The 25,255-nt window shown below is 71.5% G+C and carries 22 protein-coding genes; 11 read left to right on the top strand and 11 right to left on the bottom strand.

What is annotated here, in order from left to right; genetic code table 11:
• Nucleotides 1-56: 56 nt before the first annotated feature.
• Nucleotides 57-1,337: an MDR family MFS transporter gene (locus ACZ4Z4_RS12505; protein ID WP_468326097.1), complete on the top strand. Its 1,281-nt coding sequence runs from the start codon at nucleotides 57-59 to the stop codon at nucleotides 1,335-1,337.
• On the opposite strand, the gene ACZ4Z4_RS12500 is transcribed toward ACZ4Z4_RS12505, so the two are convergent.
• The 3 genes from ACZ4Z4_RS12500 to mshA all read right to left on the bottom strand — a co-directional run bounded on the left by ACZ4Z4_RS12500 (nucleotide 1,279) and on the right by mshA (nucleotide 5,127).
• Nucleotides 1,279-2,964 carry a glycosyl hydrolase family 28-related protein gene (locus tag ACZ4Z4_RS12500; protein WP_468326094.1) on the bottom strand — a complete coding sequence of 562 codons (1,686 nt, stop codon included), beginning with the start codon at nucleotides 2,962-2,964 and terminating at the stop codon, nucleotides 1,279-1,281. The two genes, ACZ4Z4_RS12505 and ACZ4Z4_RS12500, sit on opposite strands and share 59 nt — an antisense overlap.
• A 299-nt stretch (nucleotides 2,965-3,263) precedes the next feature.
• Entirely contained in the window at nucleotides 3,264-3,779 is a 516-nt protein-coding gene (locus ACZ4Z4_RS12495; protein WP_468326091.1) for a type III secretion system chaperone family protein, read from the bottom strand.
• Entirely contained in the window at nucleotides 3,772-5,127 is a 1,356-nt protein-coding gene (mshA, locus tag ACZ4Z4_RS12490; RefSeq protein ID WP_468326853.1) for a D-inositol-3-phosphate glycosyltransferase, read from the bottom strand. The genes ACZ4Z4_RS12495 and mshA overlap by 8 nt, the downstream gene beginning before the upstream one ends.
• Nucleotides 5,128-5,425: 298 nt before the next feature.
• Here mshA and ACZ4Z4_RS12485 point away from each other — a divergent pair, with 298 nt between their 5' ends.
• The 3 genes from ACZ4Z4_RS12485 to ACZ4Z4_RS12475 all read left to right on the top strand — a co-directional run bounded on the left by ACZ4Z4_RS12485 (nucleotide 5,426) and on the right by ACZ4Z4_RS12475 (nucleotide 9,310).
• Nucleotides 5,426-6,262 (top strand): class I SAM-dependent methyltransferase, encoded by an 837-nt coding sequence (locus ACZ4Z4_RS12485; protein ID WP_468326088.1) that lies wholly within the window; start codon nucleotides 5,426-5,428, stop codon nucleotides 6,260-6,262.
• A 220-nt stretch (nucleotides 6,263-6,482) separates the two neighbouring features.
• Nucleotides 6,483-7,586: a C40 family peptidase gene (locus tag ACZ4Z4_RS12480; RefSeq protein WP_468326085.1), complete on the top strand. Its 1,104-nt coding sequence runs from the start codon at nucleotides 6,483-6,485 to the stop codon at nucleotides 7,584-7,586.
• Nucleotides 7,587-7,861: 275 nt separating this feature from the next.
• Nucleotides 7,862-9,310: a PP2C family protein-serine/threonine phosphatase gene (locus tag ACZ4Z4_RS12475; RefSeq protein ID WP_468326082.1), complete on the top strand. Its 1,449-nt coding sequence runs from the start codon at nucleotides 7,862-7,864 to the stop codon at nucleotides 9,308-9,310.
• Between the two features lie 20 nt (nucleotides 9,311-9,330).
• Here the strand turns inward: ACZ4Z4_RS12475 and ACZ4Z4_RS12470 are convergent, their stop codons facing one another.
• The 4 genes from ACZ4Z4_RS12470 to ACZ4Z4_RS12455 all read right to left on the bottom strand — a co-directional run bounded on the left by ACZ4Z4_RS12470 (nucleotide 9,331) and on the right by ACZ4Z4_RS12455 (nucleotide 12,252).
• Nucleotides 9,331-9,669, bottom strand: coding sequence for a DUF2516 family protein (locus ACZ4Z4_RS12470; protein WP_468326079.1), 339 nt, complete (start codon nucleotides 9,667-9,669; stop codon nucleotides 9,331-9,333).
• A 154-nt stretch (nucleotides 9,670-9,823) separates the two neighbouring features.
• Entirely contained in the window at nucleotides 9,824-10,435 is a 612-nt protein-coding gene (locus ACZ4Z4_RS12465) for a hypothetical protein (protein WP_468326076.1), read from the bottom strand.
• A 49-nt stretch (nucleotides 10,436-10,484) separates the two neighbouring features.
• Complete coding sequence (locus tag ACZ4Z4_RS12460; protein WP_468326074.1) at nucleotides 10,485-10,937, bottom strand: helix-turn-helix domain-containing protein; 453 nt, start codon at nucleotides 10,935-10,937, stop codon at nucleotides 10,485-10,487.
• Between the two features lie 190 nt (nucleotides 10,938-11,127).
• A complete protein-coding gene (locus ACZ4Z4_RS12455) occupies nucleotides 11,128-12,252 on the bottom strand; it encodes an FAD-dependent oxidoreductase (RefSeq protein WP_468326071.1) in 1,125 nt (374 codons plus the stop codon).
• 53 nt (nucleotides 12,253-12,305) lie between these two features.
• Between ACZ4Z4_RS12455 and ACZ4Z4_RS12450 the strand changes: the two genes are divergently transcribed.
• Together ACZ4Z4_RS12450 and ACZ4Z4_RS12445 are read left to right on the top strand one after the other, a co-directional pair.
• Nucleotides 12,306-12,998, top strand: a complete 693-nt coding sequence (locus ACZ4Z4_RS12450) for a TetR/AcrR family transcriptional regulator (RefSeq protein WP_468326068.1) — start codon at nucleotides 12,306-12,308, stop codon at nucleotides 12,996-12,998.
• 493 nt (nucleotides 12,999-13,491) lie between these two features.
• A complete protein-coding gene (locus ACZ4Z4_RS12445; protein ID WP_468326065.1) occupies nucleotides 13,492-14,406 on the top strand; it encodes an aminoglycoside phosphotransferase family protein in 915 nt (304 codons plus the stop codon).
• 30 nt (nucleotides 14,407-14,436) lie between these two features.
• Here ACZ4Z4_RS12445 and rox read toward each other — a convergent pair whose 3' ends face one another.
• Nucleotides 14,437-15,900 carry a rifampin monooxygenase gene (gene rox / locus ACZ4Z4_RS12440; protein WP_468326063.1) on the bottom strand — a complete coding sequence of 488 codons (1,464 nt, stop codon included), beginning with the start codon at nucleotides 15,898-15,900 and terminating at the stop codon, nucleotides 14,437-14,439.
• A gap of 253 nt (nucleotides 15,901-16,153) precedes the next feature.
• On the opposite strand from rox, the gene ACZ4Z4_RS12435 reads away from it, so the two are divergent.
• A complete protein-coding gene (locus tag ACZ4Z4_RS12435) occupies nucleotides 16,154-18,613 on the top strand; it encodes an ATP-binding cassette domain-containing protein (RefSeq protein WP_468326060.1) in 2,460 nt (819 codons plus the stop codon).
• Nucleotides 18,614-18,771: 158 nt separating this feature from the next.
• Complete coding sequence (locus ACZ4Z4_RS12430; protein ID WP_468326057.1) at nucleotides 18,772-19,896, top strand: MerR family transcriptional regulator; 1,125 nt, start codon at nucleotides 18,772-18,774, stop codon at nucleotides 19,894-19,896.
• A gap of 155 nt (nucleotides 19,897-20,051) precedes the next feature.
• On the opposite strand, the gene ACZ4Z4_RS12425 is transcribed toward ACZ4Z4_RS12430, so the two are convergent.
• Nucleotides 20,052-20,456, bottom strand: coding sequence for a winged helix-turn-helix transcriptional regulator (locus ACZ4Z4_RS12425; protein ID WP_468326054.1), 405 nt, complete (start codon nucleotides 20,454-20,456; stop codon nucleotides 20,052-20,054).
• Between the two features lie 96 nt (nucleotides 20,457-20,552).
• Between ACZ4Z4_RS12425 and ACZ4Z4_RS12420 the strand changes: the two genes are divergently transcribed.
• On the top strand, nucleotides 20,553-21,440 hold the full coding sequence (locus ACZ4Z4_RS12420) for an NAD(P)-dependent oxidoreductase (protein ID WP_468326051.1): 888 nt from the start codon (nucleotides 20,553-20,555) through the stop codon (nucleotides 21,438-21,440).
• A 133-nt stretch (nucleotides 21,441-21,573) separates the two neighbouring features.
• Here ACZ4Z4_RS12420 and ACZ4Z4_RS12415 read toward each other — a convergent pair whose 3' ends face one another.
• A complete protein-coding gene (locus ACZ4Z4_RS12415) occupies nucleotides 21,574-22,167 on the bottom strand; it encodes a TetR/AcrR family transcriptional regulator (protein WP_468326048.1) in 594 nt (197 codons plus the stop codon).
• 133 nt (nucleotides 22,168-22,300) lie between these two features.
• Here ACZ4Z4_RS12415 and ACZ4Z4_RS12410 point away from each other — a divergent pair, with 133 nt between their 5' ends.
• The gene (locus ACZ4Z4_RS12410) at nucleotides 22,301-22,984 is read left to right on the top strand and encodes a peroxiredoxin-like family protein (protein WP_468326045.1); all 684 of its coding nucleotides are present in this window, start codon (nucleotides 22,301-22,303) and stop codon (nucleotides 22,982-22,984) included.
• A gap of 112 nt (nucleotides 22,985-23,096) precedes the next feature.
• On the top strand, nucleotides 23,097-24,143 hold the full coding sequence (locus ACZ4Z4_RS12405) for an extracellular catalytic domain type 2 short-chain-length polyhydroxyalkanoate depolymerase (protein ID WP_468326042.1): 1,047 nt from the start codon (nucleotides 23,097-23,099) through the stop codon (nucleotides 24,141-24,143).
• On the opposite strand, the gene ACZ4Z4_RS12400 is transcribed toward ACZ4Z4_RS12405, so the two are convergent.
• The gene (locus tag ACZ4Z4_RS12400) at nucleotides 24,144-25,118 is read right to left on the bottom strand and encodes a helix-turn-helix domain-containing protein (RefSeq protein WP_468326851.1); all 975 of its coding nucleotides are present in this window, start codon (nucleotides 25,116-25,118) and stop codon (nucleotides 24,144-24,146) included. It lies immediately after the preceding gene.
• Between the last annotated feature and the right edge of the window lie 137 nt (nucleotides 25,119-25,255).

Genomic DNA, 25,255 nt, shown 5'->3' with positions numbered 1-25,255 from the left:
GCTGGAGACGCTTACATCGCGGTGCTCACGTCGTCAGTACCTTCGGGGGGATCTTCATGCCGTTCACTGCGATGAGACGCGCTGTCAGCGAGAGCGTCTCGGGGCTGCCCCGCGCCTTCTGGTGGCTGTGGACGAGCACCCTGGTCAACCGGCTCGGCGCCTTCGTCGCCACGTTCATGGCCCTGTACCTGACCCTGGAGCGGGGCTATTCCGCTTCGTACGCGGGGCTCGTGGTCGCCCTGCACGGGCTCGGGGGTGTCGTCTCCTCGCTGGGCGCGGGGGTGATGACCGACCGGCTCGGGCGGCGGCCCACGCTGCTGATCGCGCAGGCCTCGACAGCCGTGTCGGTGGCGGTGCTCGGGTTCATGGAGCACCCCGTCGCGATCGCCGGCGTCGCCTGCGCGGTGGGCATGGCGAGCAACGCGTCCCGGCCCGCCGTGCAGGCGATGATGGCGGACATCGTGCGCCCCGAGGACCGGGTGCGCGCCTTCTCGCTGAATTACTGGGCCATCAATCTCGGCTTCGCCATCTCCTCGGCGGGCGCCGGCTTCATCGCCTCGTACAGCTATCGCGCTGGCTTCCTGATCGAGGCCGCCATGACGATGGTCTGCGCGATCGTCGTCTTCGCGAAGCTGCCGGAGTCGCGGCCCGTGCGGACGGCGCTGGAGAAGGCGGCGGAGCCCGACGTGGGCCTCGGGACCGTGCTGCGGGACGGGCGCTTCATGGGCGTGGTCGGGTTGTCCTTCCTCGTCGCGCTGATCTTCCAGCAGGGGTCCGTGGGGCTGCCGATCGCGATGGGCGACGCGGGGTTCACGCCCGCCGACTACGGCGTCGCCATCGCCGTGAACGGCGTGCTGATCGTGGCCCTCCAGATCCCGGTCACGCGGTTCATCGAGCACCGGGACGCGGGACGGCTGCTTGTGATCTCCTCGGTGCTCGCCGGGTACGGGTTCGGGCTCACCGCGTTCGCCGGGTCGGTCGGTGTCTTCGCGCTGACCGTGTGCGTGTGGACGCTCGCCGAGATCGTCAACGCGCCGACGCAGACCGGGCTGGTCGTGCGGCTCTCCCCGGTGCACGGTCGTGGCCGCTATCAGGGCATGTACACGATGTCGTGGTCCGTGGCCGCGCTGATCGCCCCGCTCATGTCCGGCTTCGTGATCGACCGGTTCGGGGCGGAGTGGCTGTGGGCGTCGTGCGCGGTGATCGGGACGGGGGCGGCCGTCGGGTACTGGGCGCTGATGCGGAAGCTGCCGGAGGAGGAGATCGGCGGCGTCGAGGTCAGCGTCGCAGAGCCCGTTGCGCCTCGTACAGATTCCGTGGCCGAACCGCGTCCGTAGTGCCGTACAGCTCCAGGCGCGCGTGCAGGTCGCCGGTGAAGTCGGGGACGTCGATCTGGTCGAACTCGCGGACCGTGTTGAGGCCGACCGTCGCGCTGTGGGGTGCGAGTCCGTCGATCTTCATCAGGCCCGCGCGTTCGTTGGTGACGCGGATGTTCCAGTGGGTGAAGCGGGCTCCGAAGAGGGGGCCCGCGCTCGCGTCGCCACCGTGCCGGCCGTTGTTGTGGACGGTGATGTCCGTCCGTACGTTCGCGAACGGCATCCCGCGGTGGCTGTCGAACGTGCCCATCTCCATGTGGCCGCGCGACCACACGTTGTGGGAGGAGAGGCCTTCCACGTTGATGCCGTGCAGCTGGGTGCCGGGCGGGGCGGGCGTGGTGCGGGCGTCGATCCGGAAGTCCTCGATGAGGTTGTCGTGCGAGCCCTCACGGCAGAAGTACGGGTGGTGGGAGCCGCGGCCGGTCACGCGCGTGCGGCGCAGGGTGCAGGCGGAGGCGGCGACCAGGCCGAAGCCGTTGTCGACGTGGCGTACGACGATGTCGTCGGCCCAACAGTCGTACGCGCACTGGAACGTGACGCCGTTGTAGCCCCTGTCGAGGAGGTGCGGGGACTGCGGGGTCTCGACGGCTTCCAGGGTGAGGGCCTCGACGCCGGAGCCGGTCAGTGCCGGGACGTGGGTGGTGAGACGGGGGTCCCACTCCGGGCGTACGTCGAGGGGGAGCGGCCGTTCGAAGGTGACCCGGCGTCTGTCGGGGGCGACGGCCGCGATCCGTACGGGCCACTCGTAGGGGACGTACGAGGTGAGCTTCGTCTTGTCGTCCCAGGTGTACGACTTCGCGCCCTCGCCGTCGCCCGCCATGTGCTCCAGAAGGGTGTGGTCGGAGTCATCCGCGAGGCGGAGGAGGACGAGGTCGCCCTTGCGGAGGCGGGAGGTGTCGGTGACGGTCACCGACCAGGAGCCCCGGCGGGCGGGGCGGACGGTCGTGAGGGTCTGCCATTCGTCGCGCTTGTTGCCGGTCCAGCCCTCGAAGGGCCAGCTTTTTGACCTGATGGCGGTGGTGAGGGAGCGCCAACGGGACTCGGGGCAGAGCCAGATGAGGCCGCCGGCCCAGGACCAGCTGGACTTGTCGCCGCCGTAGCGGGAGCCGTAGGGGCCGATCAGCTCGGTGAGGCTCTTGGTGGCGAGGAGGGTGGTGCGGGTGCTGCCCGCGCCGCGGAGGGTGACGTTGTCGTGGGTGATGCGGATGAGGTCGTCGATCCGGTAGGTGCCGGGTTGCAGCACTACGGTGCCGCCGCCCTTCTCGCCCGCGTCGGCGAGTGCGCGGTTGATCGCCGGGGCGGTGTCGGACTTGCCGTCGGGGTGGGCGCCGTAGCGGCGGGCGTCGATGCGGGGGTGGGGTCCGGGGGCGGGGGCAGCAGAGGGGTGTCTTCCCGCGCGGCAGCCTGCTCGACCGATGTAGGGGATCTGGGGGTGGGTGTAGGGGGTCTTGGTGAACTCCCGCCAGAGGGCGGGGGGCGAGGGCGCGGTGGCGTGGGCTGTCGCGGCGCCGATGCCGGTGACGGTGGCTGCCGCGACGCCTATCGCGCCGCCGAGCAGGGTTCGCCTGGTGGGTTCCTCGTGCGCCATGCCCTGCCCGCCGCCTTCCGTTTTCCATGGATGTGAACGGAGTTCATGCTTGCGATGAGCGGGAGCATGGCATGGCGCTGCGCTGGGCGGAAGGGGGCGAGGGGGACTACGCCGCCGCTTAGCGGCGGATAACTCCTACCCACCCACCCGTTTGCCCCGCACCGAGTCGTGCGAGTAGGAGCAGGCGGCAGCCGAGGCGGGCGGAGAGGCGGATTGGGTGGCCCAGGACGGCAAGCCCGAGGAGGCGGGGGCGGCGGAAGCGTGGCGGGGCGCCAGCGCCCGGGGCTCCCGCCCTCACCTCAGTGGTTCGCGTCGCCCGTCGGGCGGGTCAGGTGCGTGAACGCGTCAAGGTTGCGCGTCGACTCACCGCGAGCGACCCGCCACTCGTACTCCTTGCGGATCGCCGACGCGAAGCCCAGTTCGAGGAGGGTGTTGAAGGAGTCGTCGGAGGCCGAGAGGACCGAGCCGAGGAGGCGGTCGAGTTCGTCCGGGGTGACGGCGGAGAGCGGGAGCTTGCCGGCGAGGTAGATGTCGCCGAGCGAGTCGATCGCGTAACTGACGCCGTACAGGCGGAGGTTCCGCTCCAGGAGCCAGCGGTGCACCGCCGCGTGGTTCTCGTCCGGGTGACGGATCACGAAGGCGTTCAGGGAGAGGGAGTGGTTGCCGACCCGCAGGGACAGGGTCGTGGAGAGCTTCCGGGTGCCGGGGAGCTTCACCACGTACGAGCCCGGCTCGACGCTCTCCCATTCGAGCTCGGCGTCGTCCAGGGTCCGCTCGATGATCGTCGCAGTGTCCGCCTGATCCTGATCAGCCATGGTGCGAGCGTACGTGACGGCGGGAAGCGCGGAAATCGTGCATCGCCGCCGTGTAGACGTCCGCCGTGGAGGATGCCGCCGTGTCCCAGCCGAAGGACTCCGCGTGCCGGGCCGCGGCCTCGCCCATGCTGTGCACAAGGTGTGGATGGTCGGCGAAATCGCGCAGCACGCGCGCGTAGTGGGCCGGTTCGTGGTTGGGGATGAGGAATCCGGTCACCCCGTCGCGTACGGCGACGGGCAGACCGCCGACCGCCGCCGCGAGGACCGGCGTGCCCGCCGCCTGCGCCTCGATGGCGACGAGGCCGAAGGATTCGCTGTACGAGGGCATCACGAGGACGGACGCCGCCCTGAACCAGTCCGCGAGCTGCTCCTGGCCGACCGGCGGCTGGAAGCGGACGACGTCCGCGATACCCAGCTTCGCGGCCAGTTTCTGGAGTCCCTCGGGCTTGGCGAGGCCGCTGCCGCTCGGGCCGCCGACGATGGGGACGACGATGTTCGAACGCAGCGCGGGCCGCTCGTCCAGGAGCACGGCGACCGCGCGGAGCAGCAGGTCGGGGGCCTTGAGGGGCTGGATGCGGCCCGCGAAGACGGGCACGAGGGCGTTCTGGGGCAGGCCCAGGCGGTGCCGGGCTGCGGCGCGGCCGTCGGCGGGACGGAATCGTTCGAGGTTCACGCCGGGGTGGACGACGGCGACCTTGCCGGGCTCGGCTTCGTAGTGACGTACGAGCTCGTCGGCCTCTTCGGAGGTGTTGGCGATGAGGCGGTCGGCGGCGCGGACGATCTGGGTCTCGCCGATGACGCGAGCGGCGGGCTCGGGGGTGTCGCCCTCGGCGAGCGCCGCGTTCTTGACCTTGGCCATGGTGTGCATGGCGTGGACGAGAGGCACGCCCCAGCGTTCGGCGGCGAGCCAGCCGACGTGGCCGGAGAGCCAGTAGTGGGAGTGGACGAGGTCGTAGTAGCCGGGCCGGTGGCCCGCCCAGGCCTGCATGACGCCGTGCGTGAAGGCACAGAGCTGGGCCGGCAGCTCTTCCTTGGCGAGTCCTTCGTAGGGACCCGCGTCCACGTGGCGCACGAGGACGCCGGGCGCGAGCTCCACGGCGGACGGGAGCCCTCCGGCGGTGGCGCGCGTGAAGATCTCGACCTCGATGTTGATCGCGGCGAGGCGCTTGGCGAGCTCGACGATGTAGACGTTCATGCCGCCCGCGTCGCCCGTGCCGGGCTGGTGCAGCGGCGAGGTGTGCACGCTCAGCATCGCCACGCGGCGCGGCCGCCGCTGGGAGCCGGGGATACGGAGCCGTGGGGGTGCCGCCGGGGAGCGACGCCCGAGCCTGGACACGTACTGGCTCACGTGGCGGTCCTCCTTGCGTACGGACATGACTGCGGGCATGACTACGGGGAGGGCGTACGTACCTCCAGAGGGGGAACACCGGAGTCGGCTGCTCCATTTCCGCCTGGCCGCCGACCCGCCCGTTTTTGCCAAAGCGTTACGCTGCGTGGCTCGTGCTGCGGCCCCGCCTGGCCCCCTCTCGGGCGCCCCGCCTGGGCCCTTCTCGGCCGCGGCGCCCCGCGCCGCCTCCCTCGGCCGCCTCGCCCGCGCCACCACTCCGCGTCCCTCGGCCGCCGTCGTCCCCGCATACCCTTTCCCCATGGCCCCACGCACCTCTTCCCGCCCCGTGGGAACGGTGACGCGCGGGACCACGAACCCGAACCGGCTGCGCCGCATGGACCGCTGGATCGCCGCCGTCCACGGCCCCGCGCTGCGCCGCGCCGCGGACCCCGTCGCCGTCGACCTCGGTTACGGCGCCTCACCCTGGACCGCCGTCGAGCTGCTGCTCAGGCTGCGTACCGTCGCTCCACGCGCGCGGGTCGTCGGTATCGAGATCGACCCGGCGCGCGTTGCGGCCGCCGCGCCGTACGAGCGCGAGGGTCTCTCCTTCCTGCACGGCGGCTTCGAGGTCCCGCTGCCGGAGCGGCCGGGGCCGGCGGGGCCAACGGGGGTGGGGGGCTCGGGGCCCGTCCTGATCCGGGCCGCGAACGTCCTGCGGCAGTACGACGAGGAGCAGGTCGCCGCCGTCTGGGAGCGGCTGCGCGCCCGCCTCTCCCCCGACGGGCTGCTCGTGGAGGGCACGTGTGACGAGATCGGGCGGCGGCACGTGTGGGTGGCGCTCGGGCCCGAGGGGCCGCGCACGGTGACCTTCGCGACGCGGCTCGGCTCCCTGGACCGGCCCTCCGACCTCGCCGAGCGGCTGCCGAAGGCACTGATCCACCGGAACGTGCCGGGCGAGCCCGTGCACGCGTTCCTGCGGGACTTCGACCGGGCCTGGGCGGCCGCGGCGCCGTACGCCTCGTACGGGGCGCGGCAGCGGTGGATCAGGGCGGTGCGGGACCTGACGGCCGACTGGCCGGTGGCCGACGGGGTCGCGCGGTGGCGGCAGGGCGAAGTGACGGTGCGCTGGGCGGCCTTGGCGCCTCGCTCGGGGTGAACCCGCAGGTCTCCCCGAGTCCACCCTGACGTCACCCGGAGATGTTCCCGTGCACGCGGCGTGGGGGAACGATCGTCGCGTGCGGTACGTCACATGGGTCGTATGGGGAGCGGAGTTGCTGCCGGGCCCTGTCGGATCGCGCTCCGACATGGCAACATCCCGGTGGCGACCATAAGTTACTGACGGTAAATCAGGTATCTCGGGTGCGGCGGTACATCGGATGCATCGGCTTTGGGGGTGGCGGAGCGTGACTGGCAAGCGATACTCGACAGCGACGGCCGTGGCGCTGATCTGCGCGGCGACGGTGCTGGCCGCACCGGGGACGGCTTTCGCGAGTCCGGCGAGACCCACCAGTCCGGCGAAGCCCACCGATCCGACGCCTCGGACGGACAAGGCCCTCGAAGAGGTCCGCAAGGACATCGAGAAGCTCTACCACGACGCGGGTGTCGCCACCGACGCGTACAACGCGGCCGAGGAGAAGGCCGACAAGCAGTCCCAGCAGATCGTGAAGCTGGCCAAGGACATCGCCGAGGGCCAGGCGAAGCTGAAGAAGCTCAAGGCCCGCGCGGGCGCGGCGGCCCGTGCGCAGTACCGCGGCGGAGGCATGCCGGACGAGGCCCAGCTCATGCTCAGCGACAACCCGAGCCGGTTCCTGGACGGCGCCGGGCGCCTGCGGCAGGGCCAGAAGGCCACCAAGGGCATGCTCACCGAGCTGGAGCGCACGCAGGAGGACCTGCGGATATACGCCGAGGACGCCACCGCCCGCTGGAAGAAGCTGGAAGCCAACCGCAAGGCGAAGGCCGCCTCGAAGAAGAAGATAAAGAAGAAGATCGCGGCCGCCGAGAAGCTCGAATCGACGCTGGAGGAGAAGGAGCGGGAGCGGCTGCGCAAGCTGGAGGAGGCGGCCGCCCTCAAGAAGCAGTCGGCGTGGGTGAGTTCGGGCGCCCTGAAGGACGTCGGCGGGAAGGCGTCGCCCCAGGGCAGGAAGGCCATCGAGTTCGCCACCGCCCAGATCGGCAAGCCGTACGTGTGGGGCGCCGAGGGCCCTGGGTCGTACGACTGCTCCGGGCTCACCTCGAAGGCCTGGTCGGCCGCGGGCCGCGGCATCCCGCGGACCTCGCAGGAGCAGTGGAAGCAGCTGCCGCGCATCGACGTCAAGAACATGCGCCCCGGCGACCTGATCATCTACCACTCGGACGCGAGCCACGTCGGGATGTATCTGGGCGACGGCGCGATCGTGCACGCGCCGCGGCCCGGCCGGGACGTGACGATCGCGGGTGCGGGATCGATGAAGATCCTCGGGGTCGTACGCCCGGACAAGTAGGCGTCCGAAGCGGCGGGCGCGGCGGCGGGCTCGGAAGGGGCGCGGGCCCTGTGACCCAGCGCACCCCGCGTGCGGCCGCTCAACCCTCCCGGCGTGATGTTCGTCATCCCCGGCGGGACCCCGCCGTGCCCAAGTGCGTTCCTGGACGCGGCATATGACGGTGGCCGTTTGCCGCGCGCCATTCCACTGGAGGCACGGCTACCGCTATGGTCCCCGTCGGTGCCGCGTCGACCTGCGTGGCGCCATGCCCTCGGGGGGAGGGAAGGAAGCAAGCGATGCCCGCACCCATACCGCGGCAGAGAGCGATCCCGGCCGCGGAAGGCGGTCAGGCTCACGCGGCGCCCCCGCACGACGCGACGGCGCCCGCCCACGCCCCGACATCGAACGACAACAGCGACACCGGCAGTACTGGCGGCACAGGCAACACCAGTAGCACCCGCAGCACCGGCCTCAGCAACATCGGCAGCACCAGCCACACCGGGATCGGCAAGCCCGTCGGCCCCGGCGGCAGCAGCCGGCCCGGGACCGGCCACGGCGGCGGCTCCGGGCTCAGTCTGCTGGTGATCGAGGACGACCCCGCGGGCTCGCTGAGCGTCCCCGAGCTCCTCGACTCCGCGGGCAAGCCCATCCGTATCCGCACCGCCCGCAACCTCACCGAGGCCGAGCGGCTGCTCACGGACGACGTGCACTGCATCCTGCTCGACCTCGCCCTGCCGGCCCCGGGCGCCGCCGAGGCGGACGACGACGAGCTCGTCGCCCTCAGGCACGTACTGCGCCTCGCGCCCCGGCACGCCGTCCTCGCCCTCACGGCGAACGACGACTCCGAGCGCGGCGCCGAAGCCGTCCGGGTCGGCGCCCAGGACTACCTCTTCCGTGAGGAGCTGGACGGGCGGTTGCTGAGCCGCGCCATCCGGTACGCGGTGGAGCGCAAGCGCGCCGACGCGGCCCAGCGCCAGCTGACCGAGTCGCGCCTGCGCGCCCAGGAGAACGCCCGTCTGGAGCGCGGCCTGCTGCCGACCCCGCTCCTGGACGGCTCACCGCTGCGCTTCGCCGCCCGGTACCAGCCCGGCCGCTCCCGCGCGCTGCTCGGCGGCGACTTCTACGACACCGTGCGCACGCCGGACGGCTCCGTGCACGTCATGATCGGCGACGTCTGCGGCCACGGGCCCGACGAGGCGGCGCTCGGCGTGGAGCTGCGGATCGCCTGGCGCGCGCTGACCTTCGCGGGGCTCTGCGGCGACGAGCTGCTCTCCACGCTCCAGAAAGTCCTGGAGCACGAGCGCGCGGACGACGAGATCTTCGCGACGCTCTGCACGGTCGACATCGCCCCGGACGGCCGCAGGGCAGGTCTCTGCCTCGCCGGGCACCCGGCTCCGCTGATCGCGCGCGAGGGACGCCTCGCCGAGCTCCTGCCGTACGAGGACGGCGGCCCGGCCCTCGGTCTCCTGCCGCGCGCCCGCTGGCCGCGCCACCAGGTGGAGCTCGGCGGCGCCTGGAGCCTGATGCTCTACACGGACGGCCTGATCGAGGGCCGGATCGGCGAGGGCAACCAGCGCCTGGGGCAGGAGGGCATGGTGGAGATGATCCGCCGCCAGCGAGCGGCGGGGCTGCGGGGCGACGAGCTCCTGGAGGCGGCCTTGAACGAGGTCCGCGACCTCAACGGCGGGGACCTCACGGACGACGTGGCGGTGCTGCTCCTGGACCGGTCGCCCGGGGCGCGGTGACGGGCTGAGGGGCTGACGGGCTAACGGCCGCCGTTGTAGGGGCCGTACGGGCCGTCGCTGCTGGAGCCGCCGCGGCGGCCACCGCGCCCGCCGCCCGTGATCTGCTGGATCGCCGGGCGCACGTCCACCATGTACACGATGGTGGCGACGAGCCCGATGATCGGCAGGAACGACAGGATCGGGAAGAGCAGGTCCACCACGAAGGCGAGGCCGAGGATGATCAGCCAGAACGGCTTGGTCTTCTTGTCCGCCGCGCGATAGGCGTCCTCGCGCCGGACCGCGGCGTCGATGAGGGCGAACCCGCTGAAGACGATCAGGGCCAGCGACAGCAGCCACATGAAGTTCGCGAACCCTTGCATCAGCACAACGTCCACCACCAGTCTCGGCCAGTCACGGCTCATCGATTACGCGGCCACGGTACCCGCTACCCCGTCAACGGGGCGGGCACGCGGAGAATGCCCGCCCCTCGTACACGCTCTCAGCGTGTCGCGCCGGAAGCGTGCCGCACAGCTGTTACTTGGCGGGCGGCGTCTTCTTCGCCGTCGTCGTCTTGCGGGCCGGGGCCTTCTTCGCGGCGGGCTTCTTCGCCGGAGCGGCGGGCGCGCTCCTGGGCGCGACGACGCCGGCGGAGCTAGACGCCGTGCCCTCGGCCGCCACGGGCTCCGTCTCGCTGTCGGGCTCGACCGTCTCGGCCAGGTCGAGGATCTCCTCGGCGGCCTCGCCGCGCCACGCCTTCACGGCCTGCTCGCCGTGCTCGGCGACCTCGTCGTACTTCTCCCGCGCCTTGACCGCGAGCTCGGCGGCCACGCCGACACCGCGCAACGCGAGGTCCTGCGCGGTCTCCTGAAGCTTCTTCAGGTCGGTGTCGAGCGTGCCGAGCACCTCGGTGACCTTGGCCTGGAGGGTCTCCTGCGCCTCCTTGGCGCGGGCGGCGGCCTTGTCCTGGACGGTCTTGGGGTCGGTGTTGCGCACCGCGTCGATGCGCGAAGGAGCCTCGGCGATCAGCTGCTCGACGAGGCCGGGAACCTTCTTCGCCTGCTGGAGGGCGAGGTCCGCGGACCCGGCGACGAAGTACGCGGGGGTGGGATTGCTGAGGGTCTTGCGCAGGTCATCGGTGATGGCCATGACGATGGTCCTCCCGGATTCGCGTCGGCTTGTCAGCGCTATCGGCTTGTCAGCTTGAGGGGGTCTGCTTCGTGTCGGCATCACTGCCGTCGACATCACTGCCGTGGAGATCACTGCCGTGGAGATCACTGCCGTGGGCGTCGTGCGACGCGGCGTCGAAGCCGTTCTCCTTGCGGAACGACTCGTAGATCTGCAACAGCACCTGCTTCTGGCGCTCGTTGAGGGACGGGTCGGCGACGATGACGGCGCGCGTCTCCAGCTCGTCCCGCTCCTTCTCGTCGAGGATCCCGGCTCGCACGTACAGCGTCTCGGCGGAGATCCGCAGGGCCTTGGCGACCTGCTGGAGAACCTCCGCGCTCGGCTTGCGCAGGCCGCGCTCGATCTGGCTCAGATACGGATTGGACACCCCGGCGGCGTCGGCGAGCTGCCGCAACGACAGCTGCGCGGTGCGCCGCTGCTCGCGCAGGTACTCGCCGAGATTGCCGACGTTGAGTGATGCCATGCCCCGATGGTGCGGCACTCCGCTAACTATTGCAAGCACCCGCTTGCAAAAGTGCGCCACGCCACGTCGGTCTGCGGGGGCCGTTCCGTAAATCGGTGTCAGTTCCCGGCATATCTGCGGCTTCCCGCCGGATCTGCGGTGTGAAGTGCACGAGTCCCGGACAACGTGCTGATGTCCTCGCGCTTGGCAGTCAGGATGGCTGGACTTCGTCGAAGAGGGCGAGGGCTTCGGCGGGGTCCGGGCTCACGAGGCGTTCCAGACCGGCCGTGGTGATCTTCGCCCATCCGCCGGCCCGTGCCCACATCTGTTCCTCGAAGGCGTGAACGGCCTCGTCCAGATCCCCAGGGCCGGTGGCGGTGGCGACGGTCTCGGCGAGTTCGGCGCCCTCCAGCATCGCGAGGTTCGCGCCCGCCCCCAACGGGGGCATCAGATGGGCGGCGTCACCCAGGAGCGTCACCCCGGGGACGTGGGTCCAGGTGTGGGACACGGGCAGGACGTAGAGAGGGCGGTGGACAAAAGCGGTGCCGGGGCGGAGGAGGTCGAGGACGGGAGCGGCCCAGCCGTCGAACAGAGCCAGCAGAGCCGATCGCACGGCCTCCACGTCGGCCAGGTCCAGGTTCGCGTGCCAGTCCAGCGGCGCGCGGAACTGGGCGTACACCTTGACGTGGCCGCCGCTGTTGCGCTGGGCGACGAGTGCTCGGTTCACGCCGTACACAGCCACGGAACCGTCGCCGATCAACCGGGCGAGGTCGGGGTGGCGGGTGTCGACGTCGTCGAGGGAGGTCTCGACCATGGAGACGCCGGTGTACTGCGGCGTCACCGACGAGACCGCCGGGCGGACCCGGGACCAGGCGCCGTCCGCGCCGACCACGAGGTCGAACGTCTCCTGTCGCCCGTCCGCGAAATGGACCAGTACGCCGTCCCGGGTCCCCGGCACCACCTGCGTCACGCCCCGGCCCCACTGGACGTCCAGAGGGCCGAGCAACAGGTCGCGGAGTTGACTCCGGTCGATCTCGGGATTGGCCCGGTCATCCGGACGGGGTCGCCAGTCACGAAGGACGGTCCCGGCCGTGTCCAGGATGCGCATGGCCTGCCCATCGGGACGGGACAGCACCTGGAACTCCGCCAGCAGCCCCGCCTTGTCCAGCGCGAGCTGGCCCAGCCCTTCGTGCAGGTCCAGCGTGCCGCCCTGGGGTCGGGCGTCGGGGGCGGCATCGCGTTCGAGGACGGTGACGGGGTGGCCATGGCGGTGCAGGACACGGGCGAAGGTGAGGCCGGCAGGACCGCTCCCGACCACGGCGATACGTTGTCTCATGTCGATACACTGTATTTTCCCGATACGGCGTATCGCAACCGTACGATGTGACCATGACTGTCTGGGACCGGCCGGAGCCGCCGACTCGCCCCGTGCCGCTCGACCGGGAGCGGATCGTTGCTGCCGCCCTCGCGCTGGCCGACGAGGGCGGGCTGGAGGCGGTGTCGTTGCGCAAGGTCGCCGCCCGGCTGAACGCGGGCCCGATGCGGCTGTACGGATACATCTCCACCAAGGAGGAGCTGTTCGACCTCATGGTGGACGAGGTCCAGGCCGAGATCCTCCCCGAGGAACAGCCCAGTGACTGGCGGGAGGCGTTGAGCGTCCTCGCCCACCGCACCAGGCTGGCAGCTCTCCGTCACGAATGGCTGGCCGACCTGCTCGGCCACCGCCCGGCCCTGGGCCCGAACGGCCTCGCCGTGACTGAGACGACGCTGGCCGCTCTCGACGGCCTCACCGACATCGACACCGTCATGCGGGCCGTGGAGACGGTCAGCGCCTACTTCACCGGGGCGATCAGGCGCGAGATCACGAACCTGCGGGCCGAGCGCGCCACGGGCCTGTCCAAGCACGACTGGCAGCGCGCCCACGGTCCGCACGTGACAAGAATGCTGGCCACGGGCCGCTTCCCGGCACTGGCCAAGGCCGTGTACGACGGCACGGACGTGGACGCCGAGACTTCCTTCACGACCGGCCTGGACTGGGTCCTCGACGCCGTGGCCGCCAAACTCGTCCCGCCGTCGACGTGACGCTCAGCTCCTGCCGAATGCGAGCGAGCTCGGGGTCGGTGTCCGGGGGCCGTGCGGAACTTGTGCCGCCACCACCGATGCTGCTCGACTTCACGCCCGGTCGACCGGTTCCACCTCCTGTACAGCCGACGCCTGCGTAGGTACGTCGGCGGAACGCCGCGTCACCTGCCGTTCGAGCAGCGTCCAGGGGGCGGTTCTCTTCGCACACCGTCAGCCCTGGCTCAGCCGGCAGCCGTGTCCCCTGAACACGTCAACACCTGATGAGCAAGCCAGCCTCGTCTTGGGCTCAGATGGTCGGCACGTTCGGCGAGAGCGAGGAACCTTGGCAGGGCCAGCAAGGCTTCTTCCCGGCTCACAAGCCCAGGGGTTCGTGACGGAATGCCTCACAGGTTGAGCGAGACGGGACAGTAAATCGGTCGACAGGCAGAGCCGAGACGCACTGTGATGACCCGTACCGTCCGCCACAAGGAGTGGACCGACCGCAGGAGTTGTCTTGGCAACCGCGCGCACCGCGGACATCCGGCCCGAGATCGATGCCGCGCTCGTCAGGCGCCTGGTCGACACCCAGTTCCCGCGGTGGGCGGGGTTGCCCTTGAAGCCGGTCGACCCGGCGGGCTCCGACCATGTGATCTACCGGCTGGGTGAGGAGCTCGCCGTCCGGCTGCCCCGTCATGCGGATGCCGTCGGACAGGCCGCGAAGGAGTTCCAGTGGCTGCCCCGGCTCGCCCCGCACCTTCCCCTGGCTGTTCCGGCGCCGGTGGAAGTGGGGGAACCCGGCTTCGGCTATCCGTGGCCGTGGGCGGTGTCCCGATGGCTCGAAGGCGACGTGGCGACCGTCGACGCACTGGCCGACTCCGCCACGGCCGCCGCCGAACTGGCGCACTTTCTGGCCGCTCTCCAGCGGTTCGCGCCCGAGAGCGCATGGGACAGCACACCCGAAGCCGCCCCTGAGCGCGAGCATCTCTCCAGTTGGTCGCTGGCCGAACGGGACCGCGCGACGCGGGCCGCCATCGCGGAGGTCGCCGGCGTCTTCGACGCCGCGGCGATGACCGAGCTGTGGGACGCGGCCATGAGCGCCCCCGGATGGGCCGGCCCTCCCGTGTGTTTCCACGGTGACTTCCACACGGGCAACCTGCTGACCACCCACGGCCGCCTCAGCGCCGTCATCGACTTCGGCGGGTTCGGCATCGGCGACCCGGCCTGCGACCTGATGATCGCCTTCACCCTGATGACCGCCCGCGGCCGAGCCGTCTTCCGTGACACGCTCGGCGTGGACGACGCCACATGGCTGCGAGGCCGCGGCTGGGCCCTGGCCACCGGCCTGAACGCCTACACCTTCTACGCCGCCGTCGACGCGCGGGTCGCCGCGCAGACCACCCGGCAGATCACCGAGGCGCTCATCGGCTGACAGCCGGTGCCGGGCCCCCGTGTCCGACGGTCAGCCCGCGGCCGGCCCGAACCACGTCGGCAGCCGGCGGAGCAAGTCCCGCTGGTCGTCGCCGGCCCATGCCACGTGGCCGTCGGGGCGCAGCAGCACCGCGGGGGCGTCCAGCTCCTCGCTGACGTCGACGACGTGATCGATCCGGTCCGTCCAGCCGTCCACCGAGAGGCGGCCGGTCTGGTCGAGCAGCAGTCCGCGGCCCTCGTGCATCCGGTCGTAGAGGCGGCCGTGCTTCAGCTCCAGGTCCCGCAGCCGCTTGCCGAGCAGTTCGTGGCCCTCTCCGAAGTCGTACCGGACGCCGATCGCGGTGATCTTCTCGATGAGGTGGCGGTTCACCTCTTCGAAGTCCATCAGCTCCGCGAGGAGCCTGCGCACCGCCTGCGCTCCCGGCTCCTGCGACATCAGCTCCATCTGCGCACGGGTGTTGTCCAGTACGGCGGTCGCCACCGGGTGCCGTTCGTCGTGGTAGCTGTCCAACAGGCCTTGTGGCGCCCAGCCGTTGACCTCGGCGGCCAGCTTCCAGCCGAGGTTGAACGCGTCCTGGATGCCGAGGTTGAGGCCCTGCCCGCCGGTCGGCGGGTGGATGTGCGCGGCGTCGCCGGCCAGCAGCACGCGGCCCACCCGGTACCGCTCGGCCTGCCGGGTGGCGTCGCCGAAGCGGGAGAGCCAGCGCGGCGAGTGCACGCCGAAGTCGGTGCCCGCGTACGCCCGCAACTGCCGCTGGAAGTCCGCCAGTACCGGCGGGGCCGCCCGGTCCTCGGACACGCCGTCGGCGGGCACGATGACGCGGTACACCCCGTCGCCGAGCGGCATGGCGCCGAACCGCAGCTGTGTCTTGCGGACCTCGGCCATCTTCTCCGCGAGGACCTCGGGCGATACGGCCACCTCCATCTCGCCCAGCAGCGTCTCGTTCCTGCTCGGCTCGCCGGGGAAGGCGACGCCGAGCAGCTTGCGCACCGTGCTGCGGCCGCCGTCGCAGCCGACGGCGTAGCGCGAGCGAAGCCGGGCGCCGTCGGCCAGTTCGACGGTCACCCCGTCGTCGTCCTGGCTCAGCCCGGCCACCTCGCAGCCGCGCCGGACCTCGACACCGAGCTCGGCGGCGCGCTCGGCGAGCAGGCGCTCGGTGATCTCCTGCGGGATGGCGAGGACGTACGAGTGCGCCGTGTCGAGGCGGTCGGGCCATGCCTTGCCGAGGCCGGCGAAGAAGCCGCCGACCGTGAACTGCCTGCCGAGCGGCAGGAACCGCTCCAGCAGCCCGCGTTGGGCCATCACCTCGATGCTGCGCACGTGCAGGCCCTGAGCACGGGACTGCTTGGTCGGTTCCGTCTCCTTCTCGAGGACGAGGACGTGCACGCCCTGTAGCCGCAGTTCGGCCGCCAGCATCAAGCCGGTCGGGCCGCCGCCGGCGATGATCACGTCGGCCGTGTGCTCCGCCGTGTGCTCCGCCTTGTGATCCACCATGAAGTCCCCCATGTGCGCCCGCGTTTGTCGAGCTCGTCGTTGTTACGAGCGGTGATTGTGCAGGACCACGGGGGTCTTGCCGCAAGGCCCCCTGTGCGCTATAAGTTAAGAGTGGCAAGGAGTGTGTATCCCTCCTTGCCTTTCTCTTTTGCTCACCTCAGTGATCTCCTCACCGGTCGAGACGCGATTGTCAGACCCCCCGGCTAGCGTGAAAACGCACGACGCCGCGTGCCGGACCTCGATGGAGACGACGATGAGCACCAGGAAGACGAGCAGCGAGCAGACCCCGCTGTCGCACGCCGCCGACAGTCACGACCTGATCCGCGTGCACGGCGCCCGGGAGAACAACCTCAAGAACGTCAGCATCGAGATCCCGAAGCGCCGGCTGACGGTGTTCACCGGCGTCTCGGGTTCGGGCAAGAGCTCGCTGGTGTTCGACACGATCGCCGCGGAGTCGCAGCGGCTGATCAACGAGACGTACAGCGCCTTCGTGCAGGGCTTCATGCCGACGCTCGCGCGCCCCGAGGTCGACGTGCTCGACGGGCTCACCACCGCGATCACCGTCGGCCAGCAGCGGATGGGCGGCGACCCCCGCTCCACCGTCGGCACCGCCACCGATGCCAACGCGATGCTGCGCATCCTCTTCAGCCGGCTCGCGGAGCCGCACATCGGCCCGCCCAGCGCGTACTCCTTCAACACCGCCTCGGTCCGGGCGAGCGGCGCGATCACCATCGAGCGCGGCAACAAGACGAAGGCACAGACCGCGACGTACCAGCGCACCGGCGGCATGTGCACGCGCTGCGAGGGCCGCGGCACGGTCTCCGACATCGACCTCACCCAGCTCTACGACGACTCCAAGTCCCTGGCCGAGGGCGCGTTCACCATCCCCGGCTGGAAGTCGGACAGCCAGTGGACCGTGCAGGTCTACGCCCAGTCCGGCTTCGTCGACCCGGACAAGCCGATCCGCGAGTACACCAAGAAGGAGCTCCAGGCCTTCCTGTACGGCGAGGCGGTCAAGGTGAAGGTCAACGGCGTCAACCTCACCTATGAAGGGCTCATCCCCAAGATCCAGAAGTCGTTCCTGTCCAAGGACAAGGAGTCGATGCAGCCGCACATCCGGGCGTTCGTGGAGCGGGCGGTCACCTTCACCACCTGCCCCGAGTGCGACGGCACGCGCCTCAGTGAGGGCGCGCGCTCGTCGAAGATCCAGCGGAAGAGCATCGCCGACGTCTGCGCGATGGAGATCAGGGACCTGGCCGAGTGGGTCCGCGGCCTCGCGGAGTCGTCCGCGGGACAGCCGGCCGGCGCGTTCGAGGCCGTGGCGCCGCTGCTCACCGCGTTGCAGCAGACACTCGACTCGTTCGTGGAGATCGGGCTCGGGTATCTCTCGCTCGACCGGCCCGCGGCCACCCTGTCCGGCGGCGAGGCGCAGCGCGTCAAGATGATCCGCCACCTCGGCTCCTCCCTCACCGACGTGACGTACGTCTTCGACGAGCCCACCGTCGGCCTGCACCCCCACGACATCCAGCGGATGAACGGCCTGCTGCTGCGCCTGCGGGACAAGGGCAACACCGTGCTCGTCGTGGAGCACAAGCCCGAGACGATCTCGATCGCCGACCACGTCGTCGACCTCGGCCCCGGCGCGGGTGCGGGCGGCGGCACCGTCTGCTTCGAGGGCACCGTCGAGGGGCTGCGGGCCTCCGACACCGTCACGGGCCGTCACTTCGACGACCGGTCGGCGCTCAAGGAGAGCGTGCGCAAGCCCACCGGGGCGCTGGAGATCCGCGGCGCGAGCGCGCACAACCTGCGCGGTGTCGACGTCGACATCCCGCTCGGGGTGCTGACCGTCGTCACCGGAGTCGCGGGCTCCGGCAAGAGCTCGCTCGTGCACGGGTCGGTCCCCGCCCACGCGGGCGTGGTCTCCGTCGACCAGACCCCGATCCGCGGCTCCCGGCGCAGCAATCCGGCGACGTACACCGGGCTGCTCGACCCGATCCGCAAGGCGTTCGCGAAGGCCAACGGCGTGAAGCCGACGCTCTTCAGCGCGAACTCGGAGGGTGCCTGCCCGGGTTGCAACGGCGCGGGCGTCATCTACACCGACCTGGCCATGATGGCGGGCGTCGCCACCCCGTGCGAGGAGTGCGAGGGCAGGCGGTACCAGGCGTCGGTCCTGGAGTACCGGCTCGGCGGCCGTGACATCAGTGAGGTCCTCGCGATGTCGGTGGACGAGGCGGAGGAATTCTTCGGCCCGGATGCCGGCTCCGGCTCCGGCTCCGGCTCCGGCTCCGGCGAGGCGCACACGCCCGCGGCCCACAAGATCCTGCGGCGCCTCTCGGACGTCGGGCTCGGCTACCTCAGCCTCGGCCAGCCGCTCACCACGCTCTCCGGCGGCGAGCGGCAGCGGCTGAAGCTGGCCACGCACATGGCCGACAAGGGCGGTGTCTACGTTTTGGACGAGCCGACCACCGGCCTCCACCTCGCCGACGTCGAGCAGCTGCTCGGCCTCCTCGACCGGCTCGTCGACTCGGGCAAGTCGGTCATCGTCGTCGAGCACCACCAGGCGGTCATGGCGCACGCCGACTGGATCATCGACCTCGGTCCCGGCGCGGGCCACGACGGCGGCAAGATCGTCTTCGAGGGCACGCCCGCCGACCTCGTCGCCTCCCGCGCCACCCTCACGGGCGAGCACCTCGCGGCGTACGTGGGCGGCTGATCCCCGCGTCGGGCGCCCCGCCGCGTCGGGACAGCGGGGACGTCGGGTACGCGGGGCGGTGGGAACGCGGCGCCGGAGCGGCGGTTGACCTTCACCTTGGGGGAAGCCGCAGCATCGGTCGGGCCGGGTGAAGTGCCCGGCCGAGGAAGGGGGCGGGCATGGGGATGCTGACCATCGGGGCGTTCGCGAAGGCGTCCCGGCTGTCGCCGAAGGCGCTGCGCCTCTACGACGAGCTCGGTCTGCTGCCCCCGGCCCGCGTCGACCCCGTGACCGGGTACCGCCTGTACGCACCGGACCAGTTGGAGCGGGCCCGGCTCGTCGCCTGGCTCCGCCGCCTGGGCATGCCGCTCGCCCGCATCCAGCACGTGTGCACGCTGGACGCGGACGCGGCGGCGCGGGAGGTGCGGGCGTACTGGGCGCGGGTCGAGGCGGAGACCGCCACGCGGCGGGACCTGGCCGCCTTCCTCGTCGACCACCTGTCCCGGAAGAGCCCCGCCGTGTTCGACGACACGTTCCCCTTTGCTCCCCCCACTGCCTCTTCCACCACGTCCCCTGCCGACCGTCCCCTACCCCTGGGTATTCGTTACGCCGCGCTGTCCGACACCGGCCTCGTCAGGGAGAGCAACCAGGACACCGCGTACGCCGGTTCGCGGCTCCTCGCGGTCGCCGACGGGTTCGGGCGCGGCGGCGCGCCCGCGAGCGCCGCGGCCGTGGACACCCTCAAGCGCCTGGAGACCGAGACCATCCCCGCGGGCAGCCTCCTCAACGTCCTGGAGGACGCGGTCGAGGAGGCCCGGCGGGCCGTGGCAGGCGTCACGGGTCCGCCCCAGGAGGACGGTACGACGCTCACCGCGCTGCTCTGGACCGGCTCGCACCTCGCCCTCGTCCACATCGGCGACTCCCGGGCCTGCCTCCTGCGCGACGGCGAGTTCTTCCGCATCACCCACGACCACACGGTGGTGCAGTCGCTGCTCGACGAAGGGCGCATCACCCCCGAGGAAGCGGACTCCCACCCTCAGCGCTCCCTGCTGCTCCGGGCCCTCACGCCGGGCTCCGACGCCGCGCCGGACCTGCGTCTGCACGAGGCGCGGGCCGGTGACCGGTACCTGCTCTGTTCCGACAGCCTGTCCGCCGTCGTCCCGGACGAGGAGGTGCGGCGGGTGGTCATGACGGTCGGCGAACCCGAGCAGGCCGTACGGGACCTCGTCGGGCTGGCCAACGGCAGGGGCGGCCCCGACAACGTCAGCTGTGTCATCGCGGATGTGGTGGAGCTCCGGCAGTGAGCCGGCCCGGTGCCTGTGCCTCGGCCGTCGTCCCGCCTCCGCCCCCGATAGCCACTTTTAAGTGGGTACTTGGCGCGGGGCGGCTCAGCGGCGAACCTTGAGGGGCGGCGGAGCGCACGAACCGGGCCGGATGAAGGGGGTGAGGTGGTCGCGCGTCACGATGCCTGCCGGTGCAGGAGTTCCGGCCGGTCCACGGCGTCCTCGATGTCCATGGCACCTACGGCGCCTTCGGCCAGCCTGTCCAGGCGCCGGTGGCCCCAGTCCGACAGCGGGGCCAGGGCCTCGCACAGGTCGCGGCCGAACTCCGTGAGGGAGTAGACGGTCTTCAACGGCCGTACGTCGTACACCTCCCGGTGCACGAGGCCGTCCGCCTCCATCTCGCGCAGCGCCTGCGTCAGTACCTTCTCCGTCAGGCCCGGCAGCAGCCGCAGCAGCTCGCCGGGGCGGTGCGGCCCGCTCTCCAGGGGCCAGAGCAGCGCTGTCTTCCACTTGCCGTCGATCACCGCGATCGCGGCGGTCACGCCGCACACGTTCGGGTCCTGAGCACGGCTGCGCGTCACATCGCTCCCTTTCGTACGCCCTCATGGGCCACGCCCATGCCTGCACGCCCCCACGCACGCCCATTCATATTCACATACTCACACGGGAGTTGGATCATGTCTTCGCAGAACGAGCAGTCCGCCGTCACCGTCATCGGCCTGGGCCCGATGGGCCGCGCCCTGGCCGGCGCGTTCCTGGCCGCCGGGGTGCGCACCACCGTGTGGAACCGCACGCCCGGCCGGGACGGCGAGCTGGTCGGGCAGGGCGCGGTGAGCGCCGCCACGGCCGAGGAGGCGGTGGCGGCGAGCCCGCTGACCGTCGTCTGCGTCGTCAACTACGACGCGTCGGACGCGGTCCTGCGCCGCGACGCCGTCACCGCCGCGCTCAAGGGCCGTACGGTCGTGAACCTCAGCGCCGACACCCCCGGCCGGTCCAGGTCCACCGCGGAGTGGGCGGCCCGGCACGGCGTCCGGTACCTGGACGGCGCGATCATGACGCCGACCCCGACCATCGGCACGCCGCACGGGGTCTTCATCCACAGCGGTGACGCCGCGCTCTACGAGGAGCACCGCCCCGTCCTCGAAAAGCTGGGCGGCACCCACACCCACCTGGGGGAGGACATCGGGCGGGCGGCGGCGTACGACATCGCGCTGCTCGACTTCTTCTGGACGTCGATGACGGGGCTCATGCACGGGCTGGCGGTGGCGAAGGCGGAGGGTGTCACCGCGCAGGAGCTGGCGCCGTTCGCGAAGGGCATCAGCGCGATCATGCCCGCGATCATCGACGGGACCGTGGCGGATGTCGACAAGGGCAGCTACCCCGGCGACGGCAACCCGATCACGTCGGCGGCCTCGACCATGGCCCATGTCGTCCACGCCGCCGAGGCCCGCGGCATCGACGCGAGCGTCATGCGCGCCGCCGAGGGCCTGGTCCGGCGCGCCATCGGCGAGGGCCACGGCACGGACGGGCCGGCCAGGCTGGTGGAGCTGCTGGGTCGCCGGTGAAGGGAGCGTGGGAGGGCCGGCCCGCCCTCCCACGTACGCCCGCTCCTCCACGTCCCGTACGGTCTTCAGCCCACGTACGCCCTCCATCAGCGCCCCGGTCAGCGCCCCGGTCAGCGCCCCGGTCGCTCCCCCGTCAGCACCCGCTCGACCAGGTCGCGAGCACCCCGTCCACCGTGCGGCGCAGCACCGTGGCGTCGGCCCCGGCGCGGGAGCGGAGGTTCACGCCGTACGCGAGGAGGACGAGGGCTTCGGCGCAGTCATCGACCGACGTGGCGGGACCCAACTGCCCACGCGCGCGGGCCGCTTCGAGCGCCACCCGCATCGCGTCCCGCAGCCGCTCGTGGTGGTCGTCCAGGAGGGCCCGGACCTCCGGGTCGGTCTGCTCCGCCCCGGCATGGGCGTTGACCACCATGCAGCCCCACCCCGCGTACGGACCCTCGCAGCGCAGGGTGATCAGCGCCTCGAAGAAGTCCCGTACGCCGGGCAGCCCCCGCCCGTCCTCGGCGATGGTCCGGAACGCCCGGTGCGAGTGGTCGCGCAGATAGCGCCGGAGTGCGGCGACGTACAGCTCGCGCTTGCCGCCGAACGTGGCGTACAGGCTCGACCGGTTGAGGCCCGTCGCCGCTGTCACCGCCTGGATCGACGTCGTGGCGGCACCGTGCTGCCAGAAGAGCCGGACCACACGGTCCAGCGCCTCGTCGGGGTCGAAGTGCTTGATGTCGGGCACGAGTTGGGGCTCCCGGCTTCCTCACGGTACTTGGAACGGCAATTCCAAGATAGCTCTTGACGCCCACCCCGCCGCTCGCCATTCTGAGACGACCGATCCTGAAACGGACGTTCCAAGAAAGGCCGCCGTCGCCATGTGCCTCAAGGACGAACTCCTCGACCTCTACACGAACGGCCACCGCAGGCTCCCTCCGGACGTGCTGGAGATCATGGACCGGGCCGCGACGGAGCTTGCCGCGTCGGGGCTCGCCGAGCGCGCGCTCGCGGTGGGCGCCCCGGCCCCGCGCTTCACCCTCCCCTCGGCCACCGGCCGTCCCGTCTCCCTCGAAGGCCTGCTCGCCGAGGGACCCGTCGTCCTGACCTTCTACCGTGGCGCCTGGTGCCCCTACTGCAACATCACCCTGCGCGCGCTCCAGCGGCACCACGACGACTTCGCCGCCCGCGGCGCCCGCCTGGTGGCCGTCTCGCCGCAGATCCCGGACGAGACGCTCTCCCTCACGGAGAAGGAGCAGCTCGGTTTCGACGTCCTCAGCGACATCGGCTCCCGCGTCGCCGAGCAGTACGGCGTCGCCTTCGACCTCTCCGACGAACTCGGCGCCCTCTACGACCGGTTGGGCTTCGAGCTGAGCCGGGTGAACGACGGACACGCCCGCACCCTGCCGCTGCCCGCCACCTACGTCATCGACCGCACGGGTGTCGTCCGCTGGGCGTTCGTCGACACCGACTACACCGTGCGGGCCGAGCCCTCCGACATCCTGGCCGCCCTGGACGCACTGGGACCGGTGGACGCGCTGGAACCGCTGGACGCGTCGGCCTGAGCGTGGCGCCGGGCCACACCCCCCGCACCCACGGAGTGGCCCCGGCCCACCTCGTCGTCCCCGCGCCGAGCCTCCACGATGACGGCTTCCACCCCCGTCCCCGGAGGTACTCATGGCGTACCGAAAGACCCTGCGGACGCTGTCGGCCGCGGCCGCCGCCCTCACGTTCGCCCTCACCCTCGCCCTCGGCGGGGCCGGTGGCGCCGCGGCCGCCGTCCCGGCCCCCACCCCCGGTGAACTGCGCCCCTACGACATCGGGTCGGTGTACGTGTCCGGCGTCTCGTCCGGCGGGTATCTCGCCGATCAGCTGCACGTGGCGCACTCCGCCGTCTACGAGGGGGCCGGGATCTTCAGCGCCGGTGCCTACGACTGCGCGCAGGGCAGCGTCAACACCGCTCTGTACGCCTGCATGGACACGTTCATGCCGCGCAGGACCCCGGCGCAGCTGGAGCAGCTGACCAGGGAGCGCGCCGCGGCCGGCCGCGTCGACCCGGTGGCGAACCTCTCCGGCGACCCCGTCTGGCTCTTCCACGGCGCCAACGACCGGACCGTCGACCGCCCGGTCAACGACGATCTGGCCCGCTACCACCGGGACTTCGGCGCGGACGTCGCGTACGACACGTCGTCCGCCGCGGGCCACGCCTGGGTCTCCCCGCTCGGCACGGTACCCTGCACGAGCACCGCCGCGCCCTACCTCAACAACTGCGGCACCGACCCGCAACGCCCCATGCTCACGCACCTCTTCGGCGCCCCGGTGAGCCCCGCGGCGACCGCACCGCTCGACGGCACCCTCGTCCGCTTCGACCAGAACCGGCACGCGCCGGGCGGCAGCGCGGCCGCCGTCAGCATGGGCAGGGACGGCTTCGCGTACGTCCCGAAAGCCTGCGCCGACGGGGTATGCCGTCTCATGGTCGCGCTGCACGGCTGTCAGCAGACGTACGGGCAGATCGGTGACACCTTCATGCGCCAGGCGCATCTGAACGAGTACGCCGACACGAACCGCATGATCGTCCTGTACCCGCAGGCCACCACATCCCTCGACAACCCGCGCGGCTGCTGGAACTGGTGGGGTTACGGCGGTGACACCAAGTACGCCGAGAAGGGCGGCCGGCAGATCACCGCCATCATGAACATGGTCACGCAGCTGGGCGGTGCCTGATCAAGCAGCTGGGCGGCGGCTGAAGAAGGACCGGCGGTAGTCGCCCGGCGAGACCCCGACGTGCTTGAGGAAGTGGTGCCGCAGGTTGTTCGCCGTGCCGAGGCCGCTCAGCTCGCCCACCTTCTCCACCGGCAGATCCGTCGACTCCAGGAGGCTCTGGGCCCGTGCGAGGCGCTGGTTGAGCAGCCACTGGAGCGGCGTCGTGCCGGTGGCCGCCCGCAGGCGGCGGTAGAGGGTGCGCGGGCTCAGCGCGGCCCGCCGCGCCAGGTCGTCGACGGTGAGCGGCCGGTCGAGGTGCGCGCGGGCCCAGTCCAGTACGGGCCCGAGGCCCGCGTCGTCCGTCTCCGGCACCGACAGGTCGACGAACTGGGACTGCCCGCCCGGCCGGTGGGCGGGCACGACCATGCGGCGCGCGAGCTGGTTGGCGACGTGCGCGCCGAGGTCGCGGCGGACCAGGTGGAGGCAGAGGTCGAGGCCCGCGGTCAGGCCCGCGCTGGTCAGGACATCGCCGTCGTCCACGTAGAGCACGGAGTCGTCGACGGTCACCTTCGGGTGGCGGGCGGCGAGCTGGGCGGTGTGCATCCAGTGGGCGGTGGCCCTGCGGCCGTCGAGGAGGCCCGCCGCGGCGAGCGCGAAGGCCCCGGTGCACAGCGAGACCATGCGGGCGCCCGCCTCGTGGGCGGCGCGCAGCGCGTCGGTGAGCCCGGCCGGCAGCGGCGCGCCCTCCTCGACGCAGGCGTCCGGCACCGAGGTGACGACCACGGTGTCGGCCCCGGCGAGGCCTTCGAGGCCGTAGGGGGTGCGCAGGGCGAACCCGAAGTCGCCGCCGTCCGCGTCGCGTTCCCCTGTCGCGCACAGCCGCAGGTCGTACCAGTGGTCGGCGAGGTCCGGCTGCGGTTTGCCGAACACCGTGAGCGGGATGCTCAGTTCGTACAGGTCCCAGGACGGGACCCCGATCTCGTCGGCCACGACCACGGCCACGGAACCAGCGCTCATGCCCGGAGCGTACGACGAGCGGGCCCCTCCGCGGCGCCTGGCAGGAATTTGGTGTCCGCCGTCACCACTGTCACTGTCGGGCCCGGCGCCGCCCTGCGAGCGTGATCCGCATGCAC

Source organism: Streptomyces sp. NPDC030245, assembly GCF_055572995.1.
This window is presented reverse-complemented; position numbering and strand designations above follow the sequence as displayed.

Bases quoted from the DNA above. Each gene is read 5' to 3' on its own strand.
- ACZ4Z4_RS12505 (WP_468326097.1), top strand. From the start codon at position 57: ATGCCGTTCACTGCGATGAGACGCGCTGTCAGCGAGAGCGTCTCGGGG.
- ACZ4Z4_RS12500 (WP_468326094.1), bottom strand. From the start codon at position 2,964: ATGGCGCACGAGGAACCCACCAGGCGAACCCTGCTCGGCGGCGCGATA.
- ACZ4Z4_RS12495 (WP_468326091.1), bottom strand. From the start codon at position 3,779: ATGGCTGATCAGGATCAGGCGGACACTGCGACGATCATCGAGCGGACC.
- ACZ4Z4_RS12485 (WP_468326088.1), top strand. From the start codon at position 5,426: ATGGCCCCACGCACCTCTTCCCGCCCCGTGGGAACGGTGACGCGCGGG.
- ACZ4Z4_RS12480 (WP_468326085.1), top strand. From the start codon at position 6,483: ATGCATCGGCTTTGGGGGTGGCGGAGCGTGACTGGCAAGCGATACTCG.
- ACZ4Z4_RS12475 (WP_468326082.1), top strand. From the start codon at position 7,862: ATGCCCGCACCCATACCGCGGCAGAGAGCGATCCCGGCCGCGGAAGGC.
- ACZ4Z4_RS12470 (WP_468326079.1), bottom strand. From the start codon at position 9,669: ATGCAAGGGTTCGCGAACTTCATGTGGCTGCTGTCGCTGGCCCTGATC.
- ACZ4Z4_RS12465 (WP_468326076.1), bottom strand. From the start codon at position 10,435: ATGGCCATCACCGATGACCTGCGCAAGACCCTCAGCAATCCCACCCCC.
- ACZ4Z4_RS12460 (WP_468326074.1), bottom strand. From the start codon at position 10,937: ATGGCATCACTCAACGTCGGCAATCTCGGCGAGTACCTGCGCGAGCAG.
- ACZ4Z4_RS12455 (WP_468326071.1), bottom strand. From the start codon at position 12,252: ATGAGACAACGTATCGCCGTGGTCGGGAGCGGTCCTGCCGGCCTCACC.
- ACZ4Z4_RS12450 (WP_468326068.1), top strand. From the start codon at position 12,306: ATGACTGTCTGGGACCGGCCGGAGCCGCCGACTCGCCCCGTGCCGCTC.
- rox (WP_468326063.1), bottom strand. From the start codon at position 15,900: ATGGTGGATCACAAGGCGGAGCACACGGCGGAGCACACGGCCGACGTG.
- ACZ4Z4_RS12435 (WP_468326060.1), top strand. From the start codon at position 16,154: ATGAGCACCAGGAAGACGAGCAGCGAGCAGACCCCGCTGTCGCACGCC.
- ACZ4Z4_RS12430 (WP_468326057.1), top strand. From the start codon at position 18,772: ATGGGGATGCTGACCATCGGGGCGTTCGCGAAGGCGTCCCGGCTGTCG.
- ACZ4Z4_RS12420 (WP_468326051.1), top strand. From the start codon at position 20,553: ATGTCTTCGCAGAACGAGCAGTCCGCCGTCACCGTCATCGGCCTGGGC.
- ACZ4Z4_RS12410 (WP_468326045.1), top strand. From the start codon at position 22,301: ATGTGCCTCAAGGACGAACTCCTCGACCTCTACACGAACGGCCACCGC.
- ACZ4Z4_RS12405 (WP_468326042.1), top strand. From the start codon at position 23,097: ATGGCGTACCGAAAGACCCTGCGGACGCTGTCGGCCGCGGCCGCCGCC.